The following is a 17,389-nucleotide window of genomic DNA, read 5'->3' on the forward strand; positions in this document are numbered from 1 at the left end:
TTCATGCCTCGCGTTGCTGTTCAGTAGTGGATGGAGAAGGCGTAGCCACCGGCTTCAGTACGTTGGCCTGACGCAAATGGGCAAAAACTTGATCGCGGGTACCAAACTCCTGTATAGCGCCATCGTTAAGCAGCAAAACCTTATTGACCACGCCGAGCAGCGTCGGGCGATGTGAGATAATGACGGTAGTTTGTCCCTGTGTACGCAGGGTGTTGATGGCTTTAACGAGTGCAAATTCGCCCGCATCATCAAGATTGGCATTCGGTTCATCAAGCACGATAAACGCAGGGTTGTTATACACGGCGCGCGCCAGACCGATGCGCTGCCGCTGCCCGCCGGAGAGCTGGTATCCACCTGCGCCCAACAGCGTGTCATAACCTTGTGGCAATCGCAGGATCATCTCATGAACGCCTGCCAGTAATGCGGCGGCGACGATAAGCTCACTGTCATTCTGCGCGAAGCGGGCAATGTTTTGCGCGATGGTACCGTCAAACAGTTCCACATCCTGCGGCAGATAGCCAATAGACGGGCCCAGCAGCGCTTTATCCCACTGACAAATATCTGCGCCGTCTAATCTGACTTTCCCTGATAACGGTTTCCAGACGCCAACCAGAACCTTTGCCAGCGAGGTTTTCCCTGAGGCTGAGGGGCCGATAATCCCCAGCACTTCACCTTGCTCCAGCTGGAATGAGATATTACGCAGTAGCGGGGAAGGCTGGCCGGGGGCTGCAGCGAAGACGCTTTCGACGCTGATGTTGCCATTCGGACGCGGTAGGGTCAGTACCTCTTTCGGCGCCGGATACTCCTTCAGCAAGGTTGAGAGCTGATGCCAGGCGCTACGAAATTGCACGAACTGCTTCCAACTGCCAATAACTTGTTCTACCGGGTTGAGGACGCGACCAAGAATGATCGAGGCGGCAATCATCAAGCCCGGAGTAATATGGCCGCCAATCACCAGTAACGCTCCGGCCCCCAGCGCAATCGACTGTAGCAACACCCGCACAAAGCGGCTGAGACTGCTTAACCCGGCCGTTTTGTCGGCAATCTGCGTTTGTAGCGCCAGCACTTTGTTATGCTGCTCCTGCCAGTTGGACTTCAGGGTCGAGAGCATTCCCATCGCCTCAATGGCATCGGCGTTTTGCAACTGTTTATTCAGTTTACTGGCATTGTTAATGGTTAAGGCGTGCGCTTGCTGAATCGGGCGTTTGGTAGAGATTTCGGATACCAGCGTCAGAATAAATAATAATGTTATTCCGCCGAGAGAAAGGTATCCCAGCAGGGGATGGACCAAAAAGGCGATGAACAGATATATCGGCGTCCAGGGAATATCCAGTAAGGCGAACAGACTATTCCCGGAAAGAAACTGACGGATCTGATCCAGTTCGGCTAAAGATTGCGCCGGGTTGTTATCACCGGTAACCATCTTTCTTTTAAAGGCTGCGTTAAAGACCAACTGACTTAGCTTTATATCCAGCCTGTTGCCAAGCCTGACCATAACCTGCGCGCGGGCAGATTCAATCATGGCAATAACGATGTACAAGCCGACAATTAATAAGGTTAACATTAACAGCGTGGTGGTATTTTTACTAACCAGCACACGGTCGTAAACCTGTAGCATATAAATTGCCGGCGCCAGCATAAGCATATTAATCACACAACTAAAAAACAACAGCATCAGAAAAGTGGGTTTCGTTCCCTTTAATGCATCATTCAGTTCTGTTGGCGTATGCTGGCGCGACATAGTCTTCTCCTTATACGATCAATGAACTATTGCCATTGTTGCTGGCAAGGGTGGTGGGCATTTCCAGATAAAAGTCACCAATATTCACGGTGGTCGAATTGACGCCCACTAATGTGATGGTGTCTGTGCCGATAGTCACAATGGTGTTGCCATTGTTTCCGGTAATAGACACGCTGCTGGCAAAGTTACCCGCGTTGATACCTAACAAGACGAGATCAAGGAAGTCCTGCCCGCCGTTGGGGTTACTGTCAAAACCGGTGATTCGGTCCTGCCCAAAGTTGGCACCAAAGGCGAAGATATCGCTCCCGGTACCACCGTCCAGAATGTCGTTACCTTCCTGACCATTGAGAATATCGTCCCCGCTACCGCCGGAGAGGGTATCCGCACCCGCACCGCCAATCATGACGTCGTTGCCAACTCCACCTTGCAGGTTATCAGCACCATCTCCGCCATCGAGGAAGTCATTCCCGATACCACCAAACAACTGGTCGTTACCGCCCATACCAAACAGATAGTCGTTTCCAGAACCGCCCGTAATGGTATTCGCAATGGCATTACCGGTACCGATAAAGCTGCCGCTACCGGTAAATACCAGCTCTTCCACGTTATTGGTGAGGTCGTAACTGCTAAGGTTGGTTCGGACAATGTCCGTGCCGCCATTCACACCTTCGATAACTACATCACCGAAATCATCAACGATGTAGGTATCATCGCCCGCGCCGCCGGTCATACTGTCGGCACCAAGTCCGCCATCAAGCGTGTCGTTACCGGCATCACCTTGCAGAATATCTTGCCCCGCCTGACCAGAGAGGTTGTCGTTTCCTGCACCGCCGATGAGCAGATCGTCACCTGCACCGCCGAGTAAAGTGTCATTACCCCCTTCACCGCGCAGGATATCGCTCCAGGCAGTACCGACGAGGGTGTTAGCCCCGTTGGTACCAACAATCAGATCGCCCACGGGCTGGGTGGTGGTCGACGTCAGGACAACAGGGGCGTTGCCTTCATCGTCGACGACAGTAACGACCACCTGCAATGTTCTGCCGACCATAGCCTGGCCCGGCGTATACGTAGCGGATGTCGCGCCGTTAATATTGACGAATCCGGTTGGCGAACTCATTCTCCATTGATAAGTGAAATTACCGCCGCTCAGACCATCAGCGTCAGCAATGCCTGAAACCACCGCGGTCAGCGTCAGGCTTTCAGTTGGGGTGAGGTCGTTAATTACCGGCACACCGGTCGTGGCCTGATTTCGCGGTAGGATCGCCTGAGTTTGTGCCGACACCAGGGTTTCAGCGTCGCCCATGCGGTCATTAAAACTGGCTACTACACGTAACGGTGCACCCTGAATAGCGGCAGGCACTCTGAATTCAAGGCCTGTTGCCTGATCTCGCCATTGGCCGTTGACGAATGCTTGCCAGGTCATGGTGATGGCCACATCCGCCGCCAGCCCGTTACCATCCAGCAAGTTCGCCGCGTTGACGCGCAGCAGGTCGCCCACCGAAGGGTTAGGATTGCTGATGGTAAGATCGCCCGTCGCTTGCTGCGCCGTCACCCACAGCTGCTTCCCATCACCAAACTCCAGTTTTTCGATGTTCAACAGACGGTCAATGCCATCATTCAGGTTCAGCGCGGCATCCGGCGTAGCGTGATCGACGCGCAGGCTACCGTCCGCCATACGGGTAAAGACATAGTTGCTGCTAACATCACGGTACACCGCGACGTCAGTTTCCGTGCCGTTACCTTCATGCAGGATTTCTCGCACAATCGACAACTGATTCGGTTTCAGCGTGCCGGCAAGCATGTACGATTTCAGTTCGGCCATACCTTCGGCGCTGGTGAGTCCCGCCATACCAGTAACGGCAATACGAACGTTGAGCCATGCATCACCATCAATGATATCGTTACCGGCTTTACCCATAATACGGTCGCTACCACCACCGCCGAGTAAAATATCGCTACCATCATCAGGGTTTAGTAGCACCGCGTCCGGATTTGTAGAACGCTCTACGCCGAGAATAGCCTGTAAACCGTTGATCCGGTCCGCACCTTCCTGGGTCAGGTTGTTAGAGAGGGGAACGCCCTGAACAGGCGCAGTACCTATCGGCTGTTCTGTCCCGGTCAGGATATCGTCGTATTTCCAGCCCGACAGCCCTTCAACAAGATCAAAACGGTCGCGTAGAATAAACTCCTGCTGGTTGACGAAAATAGGGATCCCAAGGTCAGAGTTAGCGCCATTTGGGTCGCCTTTATGGATAGCCCAGTCGAAACCGGCCATGCCATTATTGCGCTGGATCCCCGCGCCCTGAACCATGATGTCGTCACCGGCTTCGCCATCGTAGTCGGTGTCGTTACCCTGACCGTTGAGGACATCGTGACCGATAATAGTACTGTTGAAGAACAACTCGGAGTTGTCACCCGCTAGCGTGTCAAACCCGTCGCCGCCTTCCAGCCAGTCATCACCTTCGTTGCCCATCAGGAAATCACCACCCGAGCCGCCAAGCGCAAAGTCGTTATCCTGACCCGAGAAGACCTCCTGCGCATCTTCGCCGACCACCACGAAGTCGCTACCGCTGCCACCAAAGACCAGATCGTTTCCGTTACCGGAGAAGATAACGTCATGTCCGGCATCACCGTGCAGGAAGTCCGCATCACCAACTGGCGTACCGGTATCGGTAATAATGTCGTCACCGTCACCGCCATGTACCACATCTGCTTCGTCGCCGCCGTCAAGTCGGTCATCTCCGCCATCACCCCACAGACTGTCGATCCCTTTACCGCCGATTAACGTATCGTTGCCTGCCGTCCCTCCAAGCACCACATGCCCATCGCCGGTATATTTCAGATACCCACCATCGGCAAAACTATCGCCGTCAACATCCGCACCTGGGTCGCGACGCACCAACAACGGCGAGAGCAGATCCTTCAGCGGATTACCCCATTTCGGGTCAATTTCCGTTTGCAGCACGCGGTTCACTTCAAAAATATGGTCCGGTGTCTGGAACAGGTTAGCGGGCAGGTGGGAGGAGCCTTCATCACCAAGATCGCTGTTACGCATTACCAGCGCGGAAAACGAGTTGGCCTCCAGCTCATTGAGTAAGTTCAGCCCCTGAACGCGGCTCAGATAGTAGAAACGATCGCCGTCCTGAAGCATTTCCATTTGCGTTTCAAAGACGAAGTTGAAGGTTGAACCGAGCATGCCGCCAAATTCATTTTTGCGCTCTGCCAGCCCGCCAATCCAGAAATCGACCATATTCAGGCCGGTCTCTTTGGTTGCCCACGCTCCGGTACTGTTAAAGAAATCCATCGCATCCGCAGGTGGGGCATTGCTGGCGTCGCCAAACAACAGGAAGTTAACCGCTGCACGCTTACCTTCGAGGCTGGTGGCGTTGAGGATCAGTTCGTGCTGACCATAGGCGGCCATAAAGTTAATGATTGAAGCGGGGTTTTTCAGGTAGGTAGTGAAGTCAGCCCAACTGGTATAAGGCTTCAGTTGACTATCACCGCTTAATGCAAAAAACTGCTCGCGAGCCTGGTTCAGCGTCGGCATTGCGGTGTCACGGCCACGGGCTATATTAAGCGCACCTAAATCGAGGGGCAGGCCGATGAGATTATTACGCAGAGCATCGGTAATAAATTCATCAATTTCGTTACCCACCTGACGCGTCATACCACGCACAATTGCGCCAATAGCCTGATCGTCCGTGACGGTGGCCCCGTTGATTTGATTAAATGCTACCGGATTCAGGAATGCTGAAATCAGGTCAATATCACCGCTTTGCATATCAATGTCGGTACGCGCCACGGTTTCTGTCAGCATTGAATGCCCAAAACGGTAAACAACATGCGCAAACTCTGCAAAGATCAGCGGGTTAATATCCGCCGTGTTGGAGAAGACAAACGGATCGACGGCAGGTTGTACGGTACGGGCAAACTCCTCGAATACGAGGTGCTGATATTGCATTTCCGTGGAGAAGCGGCCTGCCTGGAATAGGTACTCGCCGTTCCATACCAGAGTATTGGTATCGGCAGGTAATTCCGTGATTTGATGGTTGGGCATCAACCACTGATTAATGAGGTCGATATCGCCGGTTTCCAGCAGAGTGGTTTTATACTGTTCAACCAGGCGGTTATGTTCGCTGTGAAAAACGGCGTGCACCGCGGTTAAACCTATATTTTCGTTCCCACGTCCGTCACCGGTAATAAAGTGACGATCGAGCAGTTCGTTATCATAGGTTCCTGCCGGTTGCGGTCCTTCGCTGCCGATGGCGCTGTCATCATCTGCCAGCAGACCTGCTTTTGGCGCGGCGGTATGAGCGATGTCATCCAAAAACGCATGACCGGTACGGAACGTCTCCGGGGGTAACAGACCGCCGTTGGCTTCAACCAGCCCTCCGGTGGTCACAATCTGTACCTTTCCGTTTTCACTTAAAATCAAATTACCGTAGCGATCCGTTGCCAGCAGGGGAACATTAAATACGTCCTGATCGGTGAGTTTAATACCCAGCAGGGTTTCAGCCTGGTTTTTAACGTCGGCCCAGGTCGCCAGTCCACCGTTCGCACCGCCTAATAAATTCCCTGTAGGCTCAGGTTTCCCATCAATAATGACGTATTCGCGGATGAAAATCTGATGTGAAGGATGGGAGGTGTAGGTTTGGTTTTGGTCGATGAAGGGGGTTGTCAGGTTTACTGTCTCTCGATTTTCATCCACCGTTGCCCGGGTTAATAGCATAAAGTTTGTCGATGACCCTTCCACATATAAAGGGTCATCGGGCTGTAGCGGAATGAAAACGATACCGTTGCCTCCTTTAGGAATCAAATCCAGACCGTGGTCAAAAAACTGGCCAAAGAAGGTCATCCAGCCGTTAAAAGCAGGGGAGAGACCGATATCGGGAGACTGGTTAGGAATGGATAACGTTTCTCCGTCTCCTGTAATAGTCCCCCCGCCGGGGGCATCTTTTAACGCGTTAAATACCTCCAGTGCGGCCGGGTTAGACGCCGTTTGATCAGAAATTAAGTTACTAATAATACGTGGGTCGGCATCAATAACGGTGCCACCAATTTGGATATAACTGGTCATTTGGTCTGCATCTTGCCAGTTTAATGCGGTCAATCTCGGCATTGACTGGTCAGCAGATCCGTATAACTCCTGGCCCGGTAGAAGGTTATTCCATGAACCATCTACCGTACGAAGTCCATAGGGCAATAGCGGACTGGAGACTAATTCTCTAAGCAATTCAGCATTAACGCTACCATCCGGGTTAGTTGCCGCTTCGGATATTTTGATCTGCTTAAGAATAAAAGCAAGATCGTGTAGAGTGACAGTAAAGTCATATTGTGAGGCCATAAGTCATTACCCCTATCTTTACCTGTATTAGCTATCATCACTCTTTTCTTCTGCTTACAGAAACTGACAGAAGAATGAGTCGTATCAGATACCTGATTGTTATTGCATGATTAAAATTCCATATTTTAGAAATGAAGTATCCATGACCTGATTAGAGTTATTCTCCTGAGATTTAGTTAGCACAATAAGATATTCACCTCACTTATATATTAGGTTTTAGCAGTTAATAATCATCGTGCCCCATTGAAATCACAGGCATATTTGAGACACGAAGTTTTGAGAAGACAAGGTCTCCTCAAGGCTGTAAAGGTTTTGCTTTTTAAAACGCATATTACAGTTATGTGATGATCATAACTATGGTTTTTCCGTTGGCGACTTCACTCATACTTTATTATGAAAAGATTAAATTTTCATTTCTTTACATTAGAATTTATGTCAAATCGCTTATTAAGAAGAATTCTCATTAAGTCGACTTTTAAGATGTCATTGTGTTGAATTATAAAATTTAATATTGGATGAAATTTAACACGACATCATTCCTGATGCCTGATTATGCTATTAGCATAAATCAATACAGTGTGATAGCTGACCCTACGTTTAGTAAAGAACGCCCCTCCAAACAGGTAATGCAATGAAAAAAAATATAATTTTTCTCTCCGGGATGATTTTTTCGTCAGTCGGTCACGCCAGTGCGCTCTACTTCTATGAAGTCGGAACGGAGGATACCGCACTGGCTGGTGCAGGGCAGGCCGCTCGTGCTCAGGATGCCTCTACGCTGTTAACGAACCCTGCGGGGATGACTCGTTTACCTGACCATATGGTCACCGGAGGATTACAGGCGATGGGCGGAGATATTCCCTATACGCTGAATAATACGACAGATGGAAGACAAAGCCCTGGCAATGTAATGACACTTTTCCCCAATGCCAGCATGTTTTATACGCAACGGCTGAGTGATACCGTTTCTGCCGGTTTGGGTTTGTACGGCAACTATGGGTTAGGTATCGACTTTGGCAACTGGGCAGGGGATCGGTTAATTAAACAAAGTACCATGGTTGCGATGACGCTGAGTCCCGGCGTTGCATGGAAACTAAGTGATAAGGTGTCGGTTGGCGCAGCTGCAGGGCTAAACTATGGTTTTCTGTCGCTAAGCAGAGATGTCGACGGCCACGATGAGAAACAAAGCGATCATGATTGGGCGATGAATTACCACCTTGGCTTATTAATGGACTTAACTGACAATACACGGGCGGGCGTAACCTGGACCAGCAAGACTGATTATCATTTTAATATTGACGGGACAGCGCGTTTCCCTAATTTACCCAATATTGGATATGACCTGCCGATCTCCACACAAGTCCGTGCTCCGCAGCAGGTAATGTTTAGTCTGGTTCACGATATCAACAGGCAGTGGTCAGTGATGGGTGATCTAGGCTGGCAGGACTGGAGTCAGTTTGGCAGCCCGCAGATTACAATAAATGGTCAGCAAAGCGATCGTGATAATCGTCTGAAAGATACATGGCATACCGCGCTGGGCGTACAATATCATCCCGATGAGCAGTGGCGCATTAATGCCGGTATTGCCTATGACAGTTCACCGTACAAATCGCAAAGTGATGTAGCACTTTCGATGCCGACCGGCGATGAATGGCGACTTGCCACCGGTGCACAGTACCAGATTACACCAGCCAGCAATATTGGCGTTGCCGTTGAGTATTTGCACATGCAGTCGTCCAACGTTAAATCTGATATCTTTGCAGGCCAGTATAAAAACCCGTGGTTATGGTTTGCCAGCGTCAACTACAGCTATCAATTCTAGCGCCACTATTCCCGATTTGATATTTCACGCATTGTTAATAGTCACCATGGCGGATTATCTATCCGACAGTGTCTGGTGATCGTCTGCTGGTGGTCTTATCACACACGCTGGTTTAAATAAAAATAAATTTGCACTTTTATTATTGCACAATTTATGGTTTTAATATGAATCTGTACTACCTTCATGGAATATAGGTAAAAGCATATTGCTGTCTCAATCAAAATAATACAGGTTTGATTATGCAAATTTCACCTCCGGTACGCCCAGAACAAAGCATACAACGTTTAATGCAAGTACTTGAACCTATTGCAGAAAAGCTGAAAGTTGTGCCGCGGCGGCGTATCATGTGGAAATACAAGAATAAGCCTCAACTCTACCTTTTTTTGCAAGGGGAACTGTCCATTTTACGTTCTTCTGATGGTTTGTTAATCGTGACCGTCTATGAACCCCATCTGTTCGGTATTGCCGAAATGATCCAACCGGTACACGGCCATTTATTGCGCGCTGAAGCTGAGTCAACCTTATTACGCGTCGATGCCGATAAAGCACGAGAACTCTTTCACCAACAAAACCTGTGGGAAGATGCGGCGGCTGTGCTTTCATATCATACGGGCTATCTCTTTTATCGTGATGATTTAGTTGTACAGCAGCGTACTTATTCAGTGATTCGTAACCACCTCGAAGAGATGATTTTGTTGCCGGAAGAGACGCGCACGCGAGTCTCTATTTTGGATTATATTCAGGATCGGACCCACTTATCGCGCAGCAGTGTTTTAAATGTTGTATCTGCGTTAAAAAAAGGGGGTTATATTGATTTTGAGCGCGGAGGGTATCTTACTTCCATCAATAAAATGCCTGAGCGATTTTAAATAAACCCACAAACAAGTTATAAATCGATTATCAACATAACTTTAATGCCCTATTGTAGCGACATGTTATATATCAATCGTAAGAAAATCCTCCTCATCATTCTCTGAGGAGGTTTTTTTGTTATTCGATAAGAGAGTTCACGGACTGATTGATGCTTAACAGTCCTGCTTGATTATGCTCCTTATAATAAAAATTGTTCATCTGTTGCATTTGTTCGAGCTTTGTTAAAGAAGCATAAACCTGGTATGCCTGGCTATGAACGTCAAACATCTCTCTTGGTTTAACTTCATGAAGATACTCATTTTTTAACGAACTCACGACGTTTTCAATTTGCTGTTTATTTTCCTGATATAAGGACAGGGATGCCGAGTCACGAGTTGATTCTGACTCGGGTTGCGCCTGAACAACAGGGATTACCATTTTATTGATTTTCACAATATTCTCTGGGGGGGAAGTATTACAGCCAGCAAGTATCCCAGTGATGAGAAGTAGATAGAGAGTGCGCATATTTTGTGGTCTAAAGAAAATGAATGCCAATCATTATCTTTTTAAACAGTCAGGTGTCTACTAATGTTTTGTTTAAATAAAAACAAAAGAAAATTTAAAATTAAATGTTATTTCATCATCTGGTTTAACAATGTCATGTTAGCCTATGAACATTGAATCATGGCAACCTGATAAATGCAGTTTTGCGAAAATTATCAACGATCAGAGAAGCAGGGTTTCTTTCTTCTTGAGAATATATTATTAGATGAGGATTTATGAAACTAAATAAACTAATGAGTTATCTGGCTGTAGCAGGTGTGTGTTCAACATCATTAATTTCACTACCTGTAATGGCACAGGAAGGGGCAAAAGATGCGACTACTCAGACCAAAAGTGTGAATGACGCCTTATATGGTCAATTGCCATTTACTGATAAAACTGATTTTATGAACGCACATAAAGGTTTTATTGCTCCGCTTCCCAGTGAATTGATTAAAGGGAAGCAGGGAAATGTTGTTTGGGACCCTCAACAATATGCCTTTATAAAAGAGGGCGAAAAAGCCCCCGATACGGTTAACCCTAGCCTGTGGCGTCAGTCGCAACTTATCAATATTGGCGGCTTGTTCCAGGTCACCGATGGCGTATATCAAATCCGAAATCTTGATCTTTCGAATATGACAATTATGGAAGGGAAAGAGGGTATTACGGTCATTGATCCGCTGGTATCGGCAGAAACCGCGAAAGTTGGAATGGACCTTTATTATAAAAATCGCGGTAAAAGACCGGTTGTTGCCGTCATTTATACGCACAGCCATGTTGACCACTACGGTGGCGTCCGCGGTGTGATTGATGAAGCAGATGTGAAATCCGGTAAAGTGAAGGTATATGCACCGGCTGGTTTTATGAAGGAAGCTGTATCTGAAAATATTATGGCAGGTAACGCCATGAGTCGCCGAGCTAGTTACATGTATGGCAATCTGTTGAAACCGGATGCAAAAGGCCAGGTCGGTGCGGGGCTGGGTACGACAACCTCCGCCGGTACGGTCACACTGATTGAACCCACTAACTATATTACCCACACCGGGCAGAAAGAAGTTATAGACGGCCTAACCTATGACTTCATGATGGCACCGGGATCGGAAGCTCCTTCTGAAATGCTGTGGTATGTAGAAGAGAAGGGAATGATCGAAGCTGCAGAGGATGTCACCCACACGCTGCATAACACCTATTCACTGCGTGGCGCGAAGATCCGCGATCCGCTGGCATGGTCAAAATATATCAATGACGTTATTGGCCGCTGGGGGGGAAAGGCAAACATTATTATTGCTCAGCATCACTGGCCGACCTGGGGTAATGAAAATGTTGTGAAGTTAATGAAAAGCCAGCGTGATATGTACCGTTATATCAACGATCAGACTTTGCGCATGGCTAACAAGGGGCTGACTCGTGACGAAATCGCCGCTAACTTCAAACTGCCGTCTGGTCTGGAAAAATCATGGGCCAGCCGTGGATACTATGGTTCTGTCAGCCATGATGTGAAAGCAACGTATGTCTTTTACCTCGGCTGGTTCAACGGTAATCCGGCAACACTGAATGAATTACCGCCCGTTGATGCCGCGAAGAAATATGTCGATTATATGGGCGGCGCTGATGCAATCATGCAAAAAGCGAAAACGGATTATGCCCAGGGCAATTACCGTTGGGTGGCGCAAGTCACTAACAATATCGTCTTTGCTGATCCGAGCAATAAAGAAGCCCGTAATCTGGAAGCCGATGCCCTTGAGCAAATGGGTTACCAGGCTGAGTCCGGTCCATGGCGTAATTTTTATCTGACGGGTGCACAAGAATTACGCAACGGTGTGGTAAAAGGCGCGACGCCAAATACCGCCAGCCCGGATACCGTTAAGGCTATGTCGCCGGAGATGTTCTTTGATTATCTCGCGGTACATATTAACGGGGAAAAAGCGGCAAATGCGCAGGCAGTCTTCAACGTCGATTTAGGTGCTGACGGCGGTAAATACAAACTGGAACTGGAAAACGGGGTTCTTAACCATAGCGCTGATGCACAGGCCAGCAATGCTGATGCCTCCATTACGCTTAACCGTGCAACGTTGAACAAAATCATTCTCAAGGAAGAATCGCTGGAACAGGCAGAAGAGAAGGGGGATGTACAAATTTCCGGCAATCAAGCCAAGCTTGATGAGTTCCTCGGATATTTAGATAGCTTTGATTTCTGGTTTAACATGGTAACGCCTTAATTATTGAGACACACCATGCCATAACCCGCCAGCACTGGCGGGTTTTTTATTGTTGATTATCAGAGTGTTGACTTGAACAAGACTGTATAGCAGTTGCTATACTGGTAGTGTCAACCACACAGAAGCAACAGGCAATCTTCGGCGTAACATGCCAGATCCAATCCCCGTAATTATCCTTGCCAGATTGGCGTAGATCTTTCTGTTTGTGGAAAAGGGTTAGGGGCCGATCTGCTTCACGATGCGGTACTGCGGTGTTACAAAGTGGCAGAAAATATTGGCGTGCGTGCCGTTATGGTGCATGCGCTCACAGACGAAGCTAAACGTTTTTATCTTCACCACGGATTCAAAACATCTCAACTGCAGGAGCGAACTCTGTTCCTTAGGCTTTCATGATTGTAATGAGCAGAGGAGGCCACAATGGCAGAACGTGGGCCACATGGGAACTTAACTGAGTACGCATCAAAATGTATTTAACATAATATACATTATGCGCACTCAGGTAGATGGAGGCTGAATCTGATGTTTTATGGTCATCCTTGTACAGTTCAATAATGACGCCTTAAAACCCTTTCAAGCGCCATTTCTCAGTTTTGAATGATGACCTCGACTACAACTGGTTATTCAGTTCGTTATATACTGTTCATGGTGCATCACTTACTTTTCGATAAGCGGTAATAAAATTGAGCACCTATCAGACAATGCAAAACAAAAAAAGCAAAATCATCCTACGCTTCGCGTTCTTAGTATTCTTTACCTCTATGCTATCTGGCTGCACATTAACCCGTGTTTCTGACAGCTCACATGCCAAAGAGACCCAGGAGCTAAATGTTATTGGTCTGAGTCTGGAGACCGCAAGGAAAAGAGCAACTGAAAAAGGTTTTGTGTGCAGCGAATACGGAAACGTGAACACGGTTGTCACTGACGATGGTGAGCATCGATGGCTACAAACTGAATGCAGCAAGAAAAGCGCGGAGCTGTTCTGCCCGCAAATGCGTTTTGTCGTTCTTAATGTCGATCCCAACACGAATAGAGTCGTTGATGTCGGCAACTATATTAATCAACACGCCTGTTTTTGAAGACAACACCTGCATCTTGCGCTAATTATCGTATCGACTAAAGGACGCTATCTTGCTCATCAGAATCATCATCGCAATGGTCGCATTTGCCGGCAACTCCGTACTTTGCCGACTCGCGTTGAAGGGGATGCATGCTGATGCTATTTCATTCAGCAGCCTCCGGTTGATAAGTGGCGCAATTGCCCTCTTTATATTTATTGCGATAACATCTGACAGCAGAAAATTTAAGTTCAAGTGGTTAAATACCCTGCTCCTTTGCATCTATGTTTTTGCATTCTCCATTGCCTATGTTTCTCTCAGCACCGGCGCTGGTGCCCTGCTGCTCTTTGGTACTGTTCAGCTCGTCATGACGGTATGGGGAATAGCTCAGGGAGAAAAACTCGTAATTTTACAAATAACAGGAATACTCGGGGCATTGGCTGGAATAGCAATATTGCTGCTTCCTGGTGCAGAACGCCCTTCCTTTTATGCCGCAATAATGATGGTTATTGCTGGGTTAGCCTGGGCTTTCTACAGTATCACAGGGAAAAAAATCACGGATGCTGCTGCCTCAACCGGGGGGAATTTCATACTGGCAATCCCGATCGCTTTGATTATTCCCCTGTTCTTCCACTCTCATCTTCATATTGATATATATGGATTAGTTCTGGGTGTGCTTTCTGGTGCAATTACATCGGGAGGCGCATATCTGCTCTGGTATTCATTGCTCCCCTTACTCAGGTCCACAACGGCCAGTACCATTCAACTCAGCGTACCTTGTCTGGCCACTCTCGGTGGGATCATATTTTTGGGCGAAACGCTCACCATCAGAATCCTTCTCGCAAGCGTCATTATTTTGACAGGAATAGGCTTAGTTATTTTCTCTGATATGAGAAAAGGACCAAAATAGTCTGATAAATTATCGGCATAGGCGATACAAAACATGTTGTGCCAATCGATGATCTGACGGCAACGCGGGATGCACAAACTCTTCTGTTTTATTCATACCAAGTCGTATCATCAGATTCTCTGACGGTTTATTCAGCACAGAAGTAAATGAAACCACTTCATTTAGCGCCAGTACGTCAAAGGCAAATGCCAGGCTTGCTTGTGCGGCTTCTACCGCCAGACCCTGGTGCCAGTATGCTTTAGCAAGACGCCAGCCTATTTCGGTGCAGGGTGAAAAATGAAATTTATCAGGTTGTGGATGCAACCCCACACAGCCCACAAACTGGTGTGTTTCTTTTAGCTCTACGGCCCAAAATCCCCAGCCGCGAGCTGCAATACCTTCACTAAATCTATCGGCCAGGTTATCGCTTTCAGCAGTCTGTAGCGGTGCAGGGAAAAAACGCATCACGTCAGAATCGGCATTGAGTGCAGCGAAAGGGGCTCGGTCTTTAGCTTCCCACTGTCGTAATATCAACCTTGATGTTTCCAGCATATTCCTGCCCTTATCATTCATTTTCATATAATCTTCTAAAATAAGTGGCTCATCGGCAAGGGCTTATACCGTCCTTTTCCGACTTTTCCTCTCATACTGGAGATTTATACATGGCCGACTGGAACCCTTCGCTTTATCTGCAATATGAAACTGAACGTTCTAGACCCGCCGCGGAATTACTCAGCCGTGTGGCGCTAGAAAATGTCCGCTCAGTGGTTGACCTTGGTTGTGGCCCGGGAAACAGTACGGCATTGCTGCATCAGCGCTGGCCCACGGCAAAAACAACAGGAGTCGATTCCTCTCCTGCTATGCTGAATGAAGCACGCAATGCATTACCTGACTGCCATTTTATCGAAGCGGATATTAGCCGGTTTCAGCCCGAGCATCCTGTGGATCTGCTTTATGCAAATGCGTCGTTACAGTGGGTGCCCGATCACTATGAATTATTCCCACATTTGGTCTCACTACTGGGTCACAACGGTGTTCTGGCCGTGCAAATGCCGGATAACTGGCTGGAGCCCACGCATGTACTGATGCGCGAAGTGGCTTATGAACAAGATTACCCAGATCGGGGACGTGCTCCGCTTCCTGGCGTCCACGCCTACTATGATATTTTGACCGAAGCGGGTTGTGATGTGGATATCTGGCGTACAACTTATTATCACATTATGGATTCGCATCAGGCAATTATCGACTGGGTAAGCTCAACGGGTCTGCGCCCCTGGTTGCAGGATTTAAGCGAAAGCGAGCAGCGTCATTACCTGGCTCGCTACCATGAACTGCTCCAGGAACAATATCCGTTGCAGGAGAACGGCAATATTTTGCTGGCATTTCCGCGATTGTTTATTGTTGCCAGACGCAATAGTTAAGCATTTATCATCAGATAGATCACAGGACTGGCCTATCGAGTATGCGCGCCCTCGCCTTTTTATCATAAGGATCTAGTGGCTATGTCTGGCATCTGCTAGTGTCTTGCAACATGTTTCTGACGGGGGTTGTTATGTCTAAAGTCTACATTGGTGGGTGTCTGTGTGGCTCGATCCGTTTCACAGCCAGCAGTCCTAATAATTCCCATACCTGCTCCTGCGACATATGCCGGAAACATACGGGTGCCCCGACCGTCGTCTGGATTGAGTTTGATGCAGAAAATGTAGAATGGACGGGAAAAGCCGGAAAACCGACAACCTGGCGCTCATCAGAAACGACCAGTCGGGCCTTTTGCCCTCAGTGCGGCAGTTCCGTGGGCGCCATCGATGACGCCCCGGTCATTGCACTTTTAGCCGGTGCTTTTGACGATCCTAACGATGAAGACCTTGCGCCGGAGTTTCATTCGTTTTCCGATATGCAACCCGCGTGGTGGCAAAACGAACGGCGCTAAGTGAGTTGATAGTGCTTATCCGGCATCTGTTTTGCTGGCACATTTGTTTCATCGTTCATTTGCAGTAAATCGATTTCGATCGCATTGCAAATCGCATCCAGCGGCAGGTCATTGTTCTCAGTACCAAACGGATCTTCAAGTTCTTCCGCAAGCGTATCGAGCGAGATAAAAGTATAGGAAATAAGCACTGAAATAAACGGCGTCATGTAGTGCAGATCCACCACTAAGGCGAACGGCAGCATGATACAAAACAGGTACACCGTGCGATGAAGGATCAAAGTATAAGCAAACGGAACTGGTGTATTCGCGATTCGCTCACAACCTGCCAGTACTGCCGACATATCATTTAATCTGTTGTTTAAACTATGAAATAATATATCGGACAGCTGTCCATCTCGTCTGCGTACGGCCAGCCACTCGCCCATCAGCAACAAAATGCGGTTTGCCGGAGATTGTGCGGCAAATACCGTCTGCAGATCTTTCGCGCTGAGATATTTGGCCAACGGCTCCGCCTGTGGGTTTCGACGTAACGTCATGCGTAAACAGTGGGCAAATGCGATTTGTAGACGCACAAACTGTCCCAGTTCTGCATCGTCCGGTAAGGTGGTTTTTACCTCACGCAGAAGCGATCGGGAAGCAATCATCAACTGCCCCCACAGGTGTCGGGCTTCGACATAACGTGAGTAGCAGGCGTTATTGCGAAAACCTAAAAAGATCGCAATCGCCACGCCGAGAATGCTGAACGGCGCAAGGGTAAATTTTATGCCCAGCATCGTATACCAGGGCAACATGATAATAACGGCAATGGAAAGCAGGAAGTTCAGCAGCAGACGTGAAAATATTTTGGATAATACGGAACCGTGCCAGACGAATATCAGACGTATCCAGTGTTGTTGGGGGCGAACGATCATGGTTATCTTCGGGAAAATGTGAAATCCGTCACATTAGACGTGATCGCGATCAATGTTGCAAGTTAATCGCAACATTAACTAAACAA

12 protein-coding genes and 1 pseudogene are annotated in these 17,389 nt (G+C 48.1%); 8 read left to right on the forward strand and 5 right to left on the reverse strand.

Going from position 1 to position 17,389, the window contains the following annotated elements; all coding sequences use genetic code 11:
- Position 1: 1 nt before the first annotated feature.
- Positions 2-1,741, reverse strand: coding sequence for a type I secretion system permease/ATPase (locus OGY83_RS05005; RefSeq protein WP_086504087.1), 1,740 nt, complete (start codon positions 1,739-1,741; stop codon positions 2-4).
- Positions 1,742-1,751: 10 nt separating this feature from the next.
- Positions 1,752-7,085 carry a peroxidase family protein gene (locus tag OGY83_RS05010; protein ID WP_286635387.1) on the reverse strand — a complete coding sequence of 1,778 codons (5,334 nt, stop codon included), beginning with the start codon at positions 7,083-7,085 and terminating at the stop codon, positions 1,752-1,754.
- A 631-nt stretch (positions 7,086-7,716) separates the two neighbouring features.
- Between OGY83_RS05010 and OGY83_RS05015 the strand changes: the two genes are divergently transcribed.
- Together OGY83_RS05015 and OGY83_RS05020 are read left to right on the forward strand one after the other, a co-directional pair.
- Positions 7,717-8,904: an OmpP1/FadL family transporter gene (locus tag OGY83_RS05015; protein ID WP_123267185.1), complete on the forward strand. Its 1,188-nt coding sequence runs from the start codon at positions 7,717-7,719 to the stop codon at positions 8,902-8,904.
- Positions 8,905-9,143: 239 nt separating this feature from the next.
- On the forward strand, positions 9,144-9,773 hold the full coding sequence (locus OGY83_RS05020; protein ID WP_079937883.1) for a winged helix-turn-helix transcriptional regulator: 630 nt from the start codon (positions 9,144-9,146) through the stop codon (positions 9,771-9,773).
- A gap of 121 nt (positions 9,774-9,894) precedes the next feature.
- Here OGY83_RS05020 and OGY83_RS05025 read toward each other — a convergent pair whose 3' ends face one another.
- Positions 9,895-10,281 (reverse strand): KPN_03583 family lipoprotein, encoded by a 387-nt coding sequence (locus OGY83_RS05025; RefSeq protein ID WP_194210949.1) that lies wholly within the window; start codon positions 10,279-10,281, stop codon positions 9,895-9,897.
- A 254-nt stretch (positions 10,282-10,535) separates the two neighbouring features.
- Between OGY83_RS05025 and OGY83_RS05030 the strand changes: the two genes are divergently transcribed.
- The 4 genes and pseudogenes from OGY83_RS05030 to OGY83_RS05045 all read left to right on the forward strand — a co-directional run bounded on the left by OGY83_RS05030 (position 10,536) and on the right by OGY83_RS05045 (position 14,483).
- Positions 10,536-12,518, forward strand: coding sequence for an alkyl/aryl-sulfatase (locus OGY83_RS05030; RefSeq protein ID WP_286635389.1), 1,983 nt, complete (start codon positions 10,536-10,538; stop codon positions 12,516-12,518).
- 85 nt (positions 12,519-12,603) lie between these two features.
- Positions 12,604-12,911 (forward strand): annotated as a pseudogene (locus tag OGY83_RS05035) (GNAT family N-acetyltransferase); the annotation flags it as partial.
- A gap of 287 nt (positions 12,912-13,198) precedes the next feature.
- Positions 13,199-13,594 carry a hypothetical protein gene (locus OGY83_RS05040; RefSeq protein WP_286635390.1) on the forward strand — a complete coding sequence of 132 codons (396 nt, stop codon included), beginning with the start codon at positions 13,199-13,201 and terminating at the stop codon, positions 13,592-13,594.
- Between the two features lie 52 nt (positions 13,595-13,646).
- Positions 13,647-14,483 carry a DMT family transporter gene (locus OGY83_RS05045; protein WP_286635391.1) on the forward strand — a complete coding sequence of 279 codons (837 nt, stop codon included), beginning with the start codon at positions 13,647-13,649 and terminating at the stop codon, positions 14,481-14,483.
- A 9-nt stretch (positions 14,484-14,492) separates the two neighbouring features.
- On the opposite strand, the gene OGY83_RS05050 is transcribed toward OGY83_RS05045, so the two are convergent.
- Positions 14,493-15,014, reverse strand: coding sequence for a GNAT family N-acetyltransferase (locus OGY83_RS05050; protein WP_286635904.1), 522 nt, complete (start codon positions 15,012-15,014; stop codon positions 14,493-14,495).
- 110 nt (positions 15,015-15,124) lie between these two features.
- Between OGY83_RS05050 and tam the strand changes: the two genes are divergently transcribed.
- Both tam and OGY83_RS05060 read left to right on the forward strand, forming a co-directional pair.
- Positions 15,125-15,883 carry a trans-aconitate 2-methyltransferase gene (tam, locus tag OGY83_RS05055; RefSeq protein ID WP_286635392.1) on the forward strand — a complete coding sequence of 253 codons (759 nt, stop codon included), beginning with the start codon at positions 15,125-15,127 and terminating at the stop codon, positions 15,881-15,883.
- 131 nt (positions 15,884-16,014) lie between these two features.
- Positions 16,015-16,392, forward strand: coding sequence for a GFA family protein (locus tag OGY83_RS05060; protein WP_003032441.1), 378 nt, complete (start codon positions 16,015-16,017; stop codon positions 16,390-16,392).
- Here OGY83_RS05060 and OGY83_RS05065 read toward each other — a convergent pair.
- On the reverse strand, positions 16,389-17,303 hold the full coding sequence (locus OGY83_RS05065) for a bestrophin family protein (protein WP_079937876.1): 915 nt from the start codon (positions 17,301-17,303) through the stop codon (positions 16,389-16,391). The genes OGY83_RS05060 and OGY83_RS05065 overlap by 4 nt on opposite strands.
- Positions 17,304-17,389 lie beyond the last annotated feature (86 nt).

The organism is Citrobacter sp. Cpo090 (assembly GCF_030332665.1).
Lineage (GTDB): Bacteria > Pseudomonadota > Gammaproteobacteria > Enterobacterales > Enterobacteriaceae > Citrobacter > Citrobacter portucalensis.

Bases quoted from the DNA above. Each gene is read 5' to 3' on its own strand.
- OGY83_RS05005 (WP_086504087.1), bottom strand. From the start codon at position 1,741: ATGTCGCGCCAGCATACGCCAACAGAACTGAATGATGCATTAAAGGGA.
- OGY83_RS05010 (WP_286635387.1), bottom strand. From the start codon at position 7,085: ATGGCCTCACAATATGACTTTACTGTCACTCTACACGATCTTGCTTTT.
- OGY83_RS05015 (WP_123267185.1), top strand. From the start codon at position 7,717: ATGAAAAAAAATATAATTTTTCTCTCCGGGATGATTTTTTCGTCAGTC.
- OGY83_RS05020 (WP_079937883.1), top strand. From the start codon at position 9,144: ATGCAAATTTCACCTCCGGTACGCCCAGAACAAAGCATACAACGTTTA.
- OGY83_RS05025 (WP_194210949.1), bottom strand. From the start codon at position 10,281: ATGCGCACTCTCTATCTACTTCTCATCACTGGGATACTTGCTGGCTGT.
- OGY83_RS05030 (WP_286635389.1), top strand. From the start codon at position 10,536: ATGAAACTAAATAAACTAATGAGTTATCTGGCTGTAGCAGGTGTGTGT.
- OGY83_RS05050 (WP_286635904.1), bottom strand. From the start codon at position 15,014: ATGCTGGAAACATCAAGGTTGATATTACGACAGTGGGAAGCTAAAGAC.
- tam (WP_286635392.1), top strand. From the start codon at position 15,125: ATGGCCGACTGGAACCCTTCGCTTTATCTGCAATATGAAACTGAACGT.
- OGY83_RS05060 (WP_003032441.1), top strand. From the start codon at position 16,015: ATGTCTAAAGTCTACATTGGTGGGTGTCTGTGTGGCTCGATCCGTTTC.
- OGY83_RS05065 (WP_079937876.1), bottom strand. From the start codon at position 17,303: ATGATCGTTCGCCCCCAACAACACTGGATACGTCTGATATTCGTCTGG.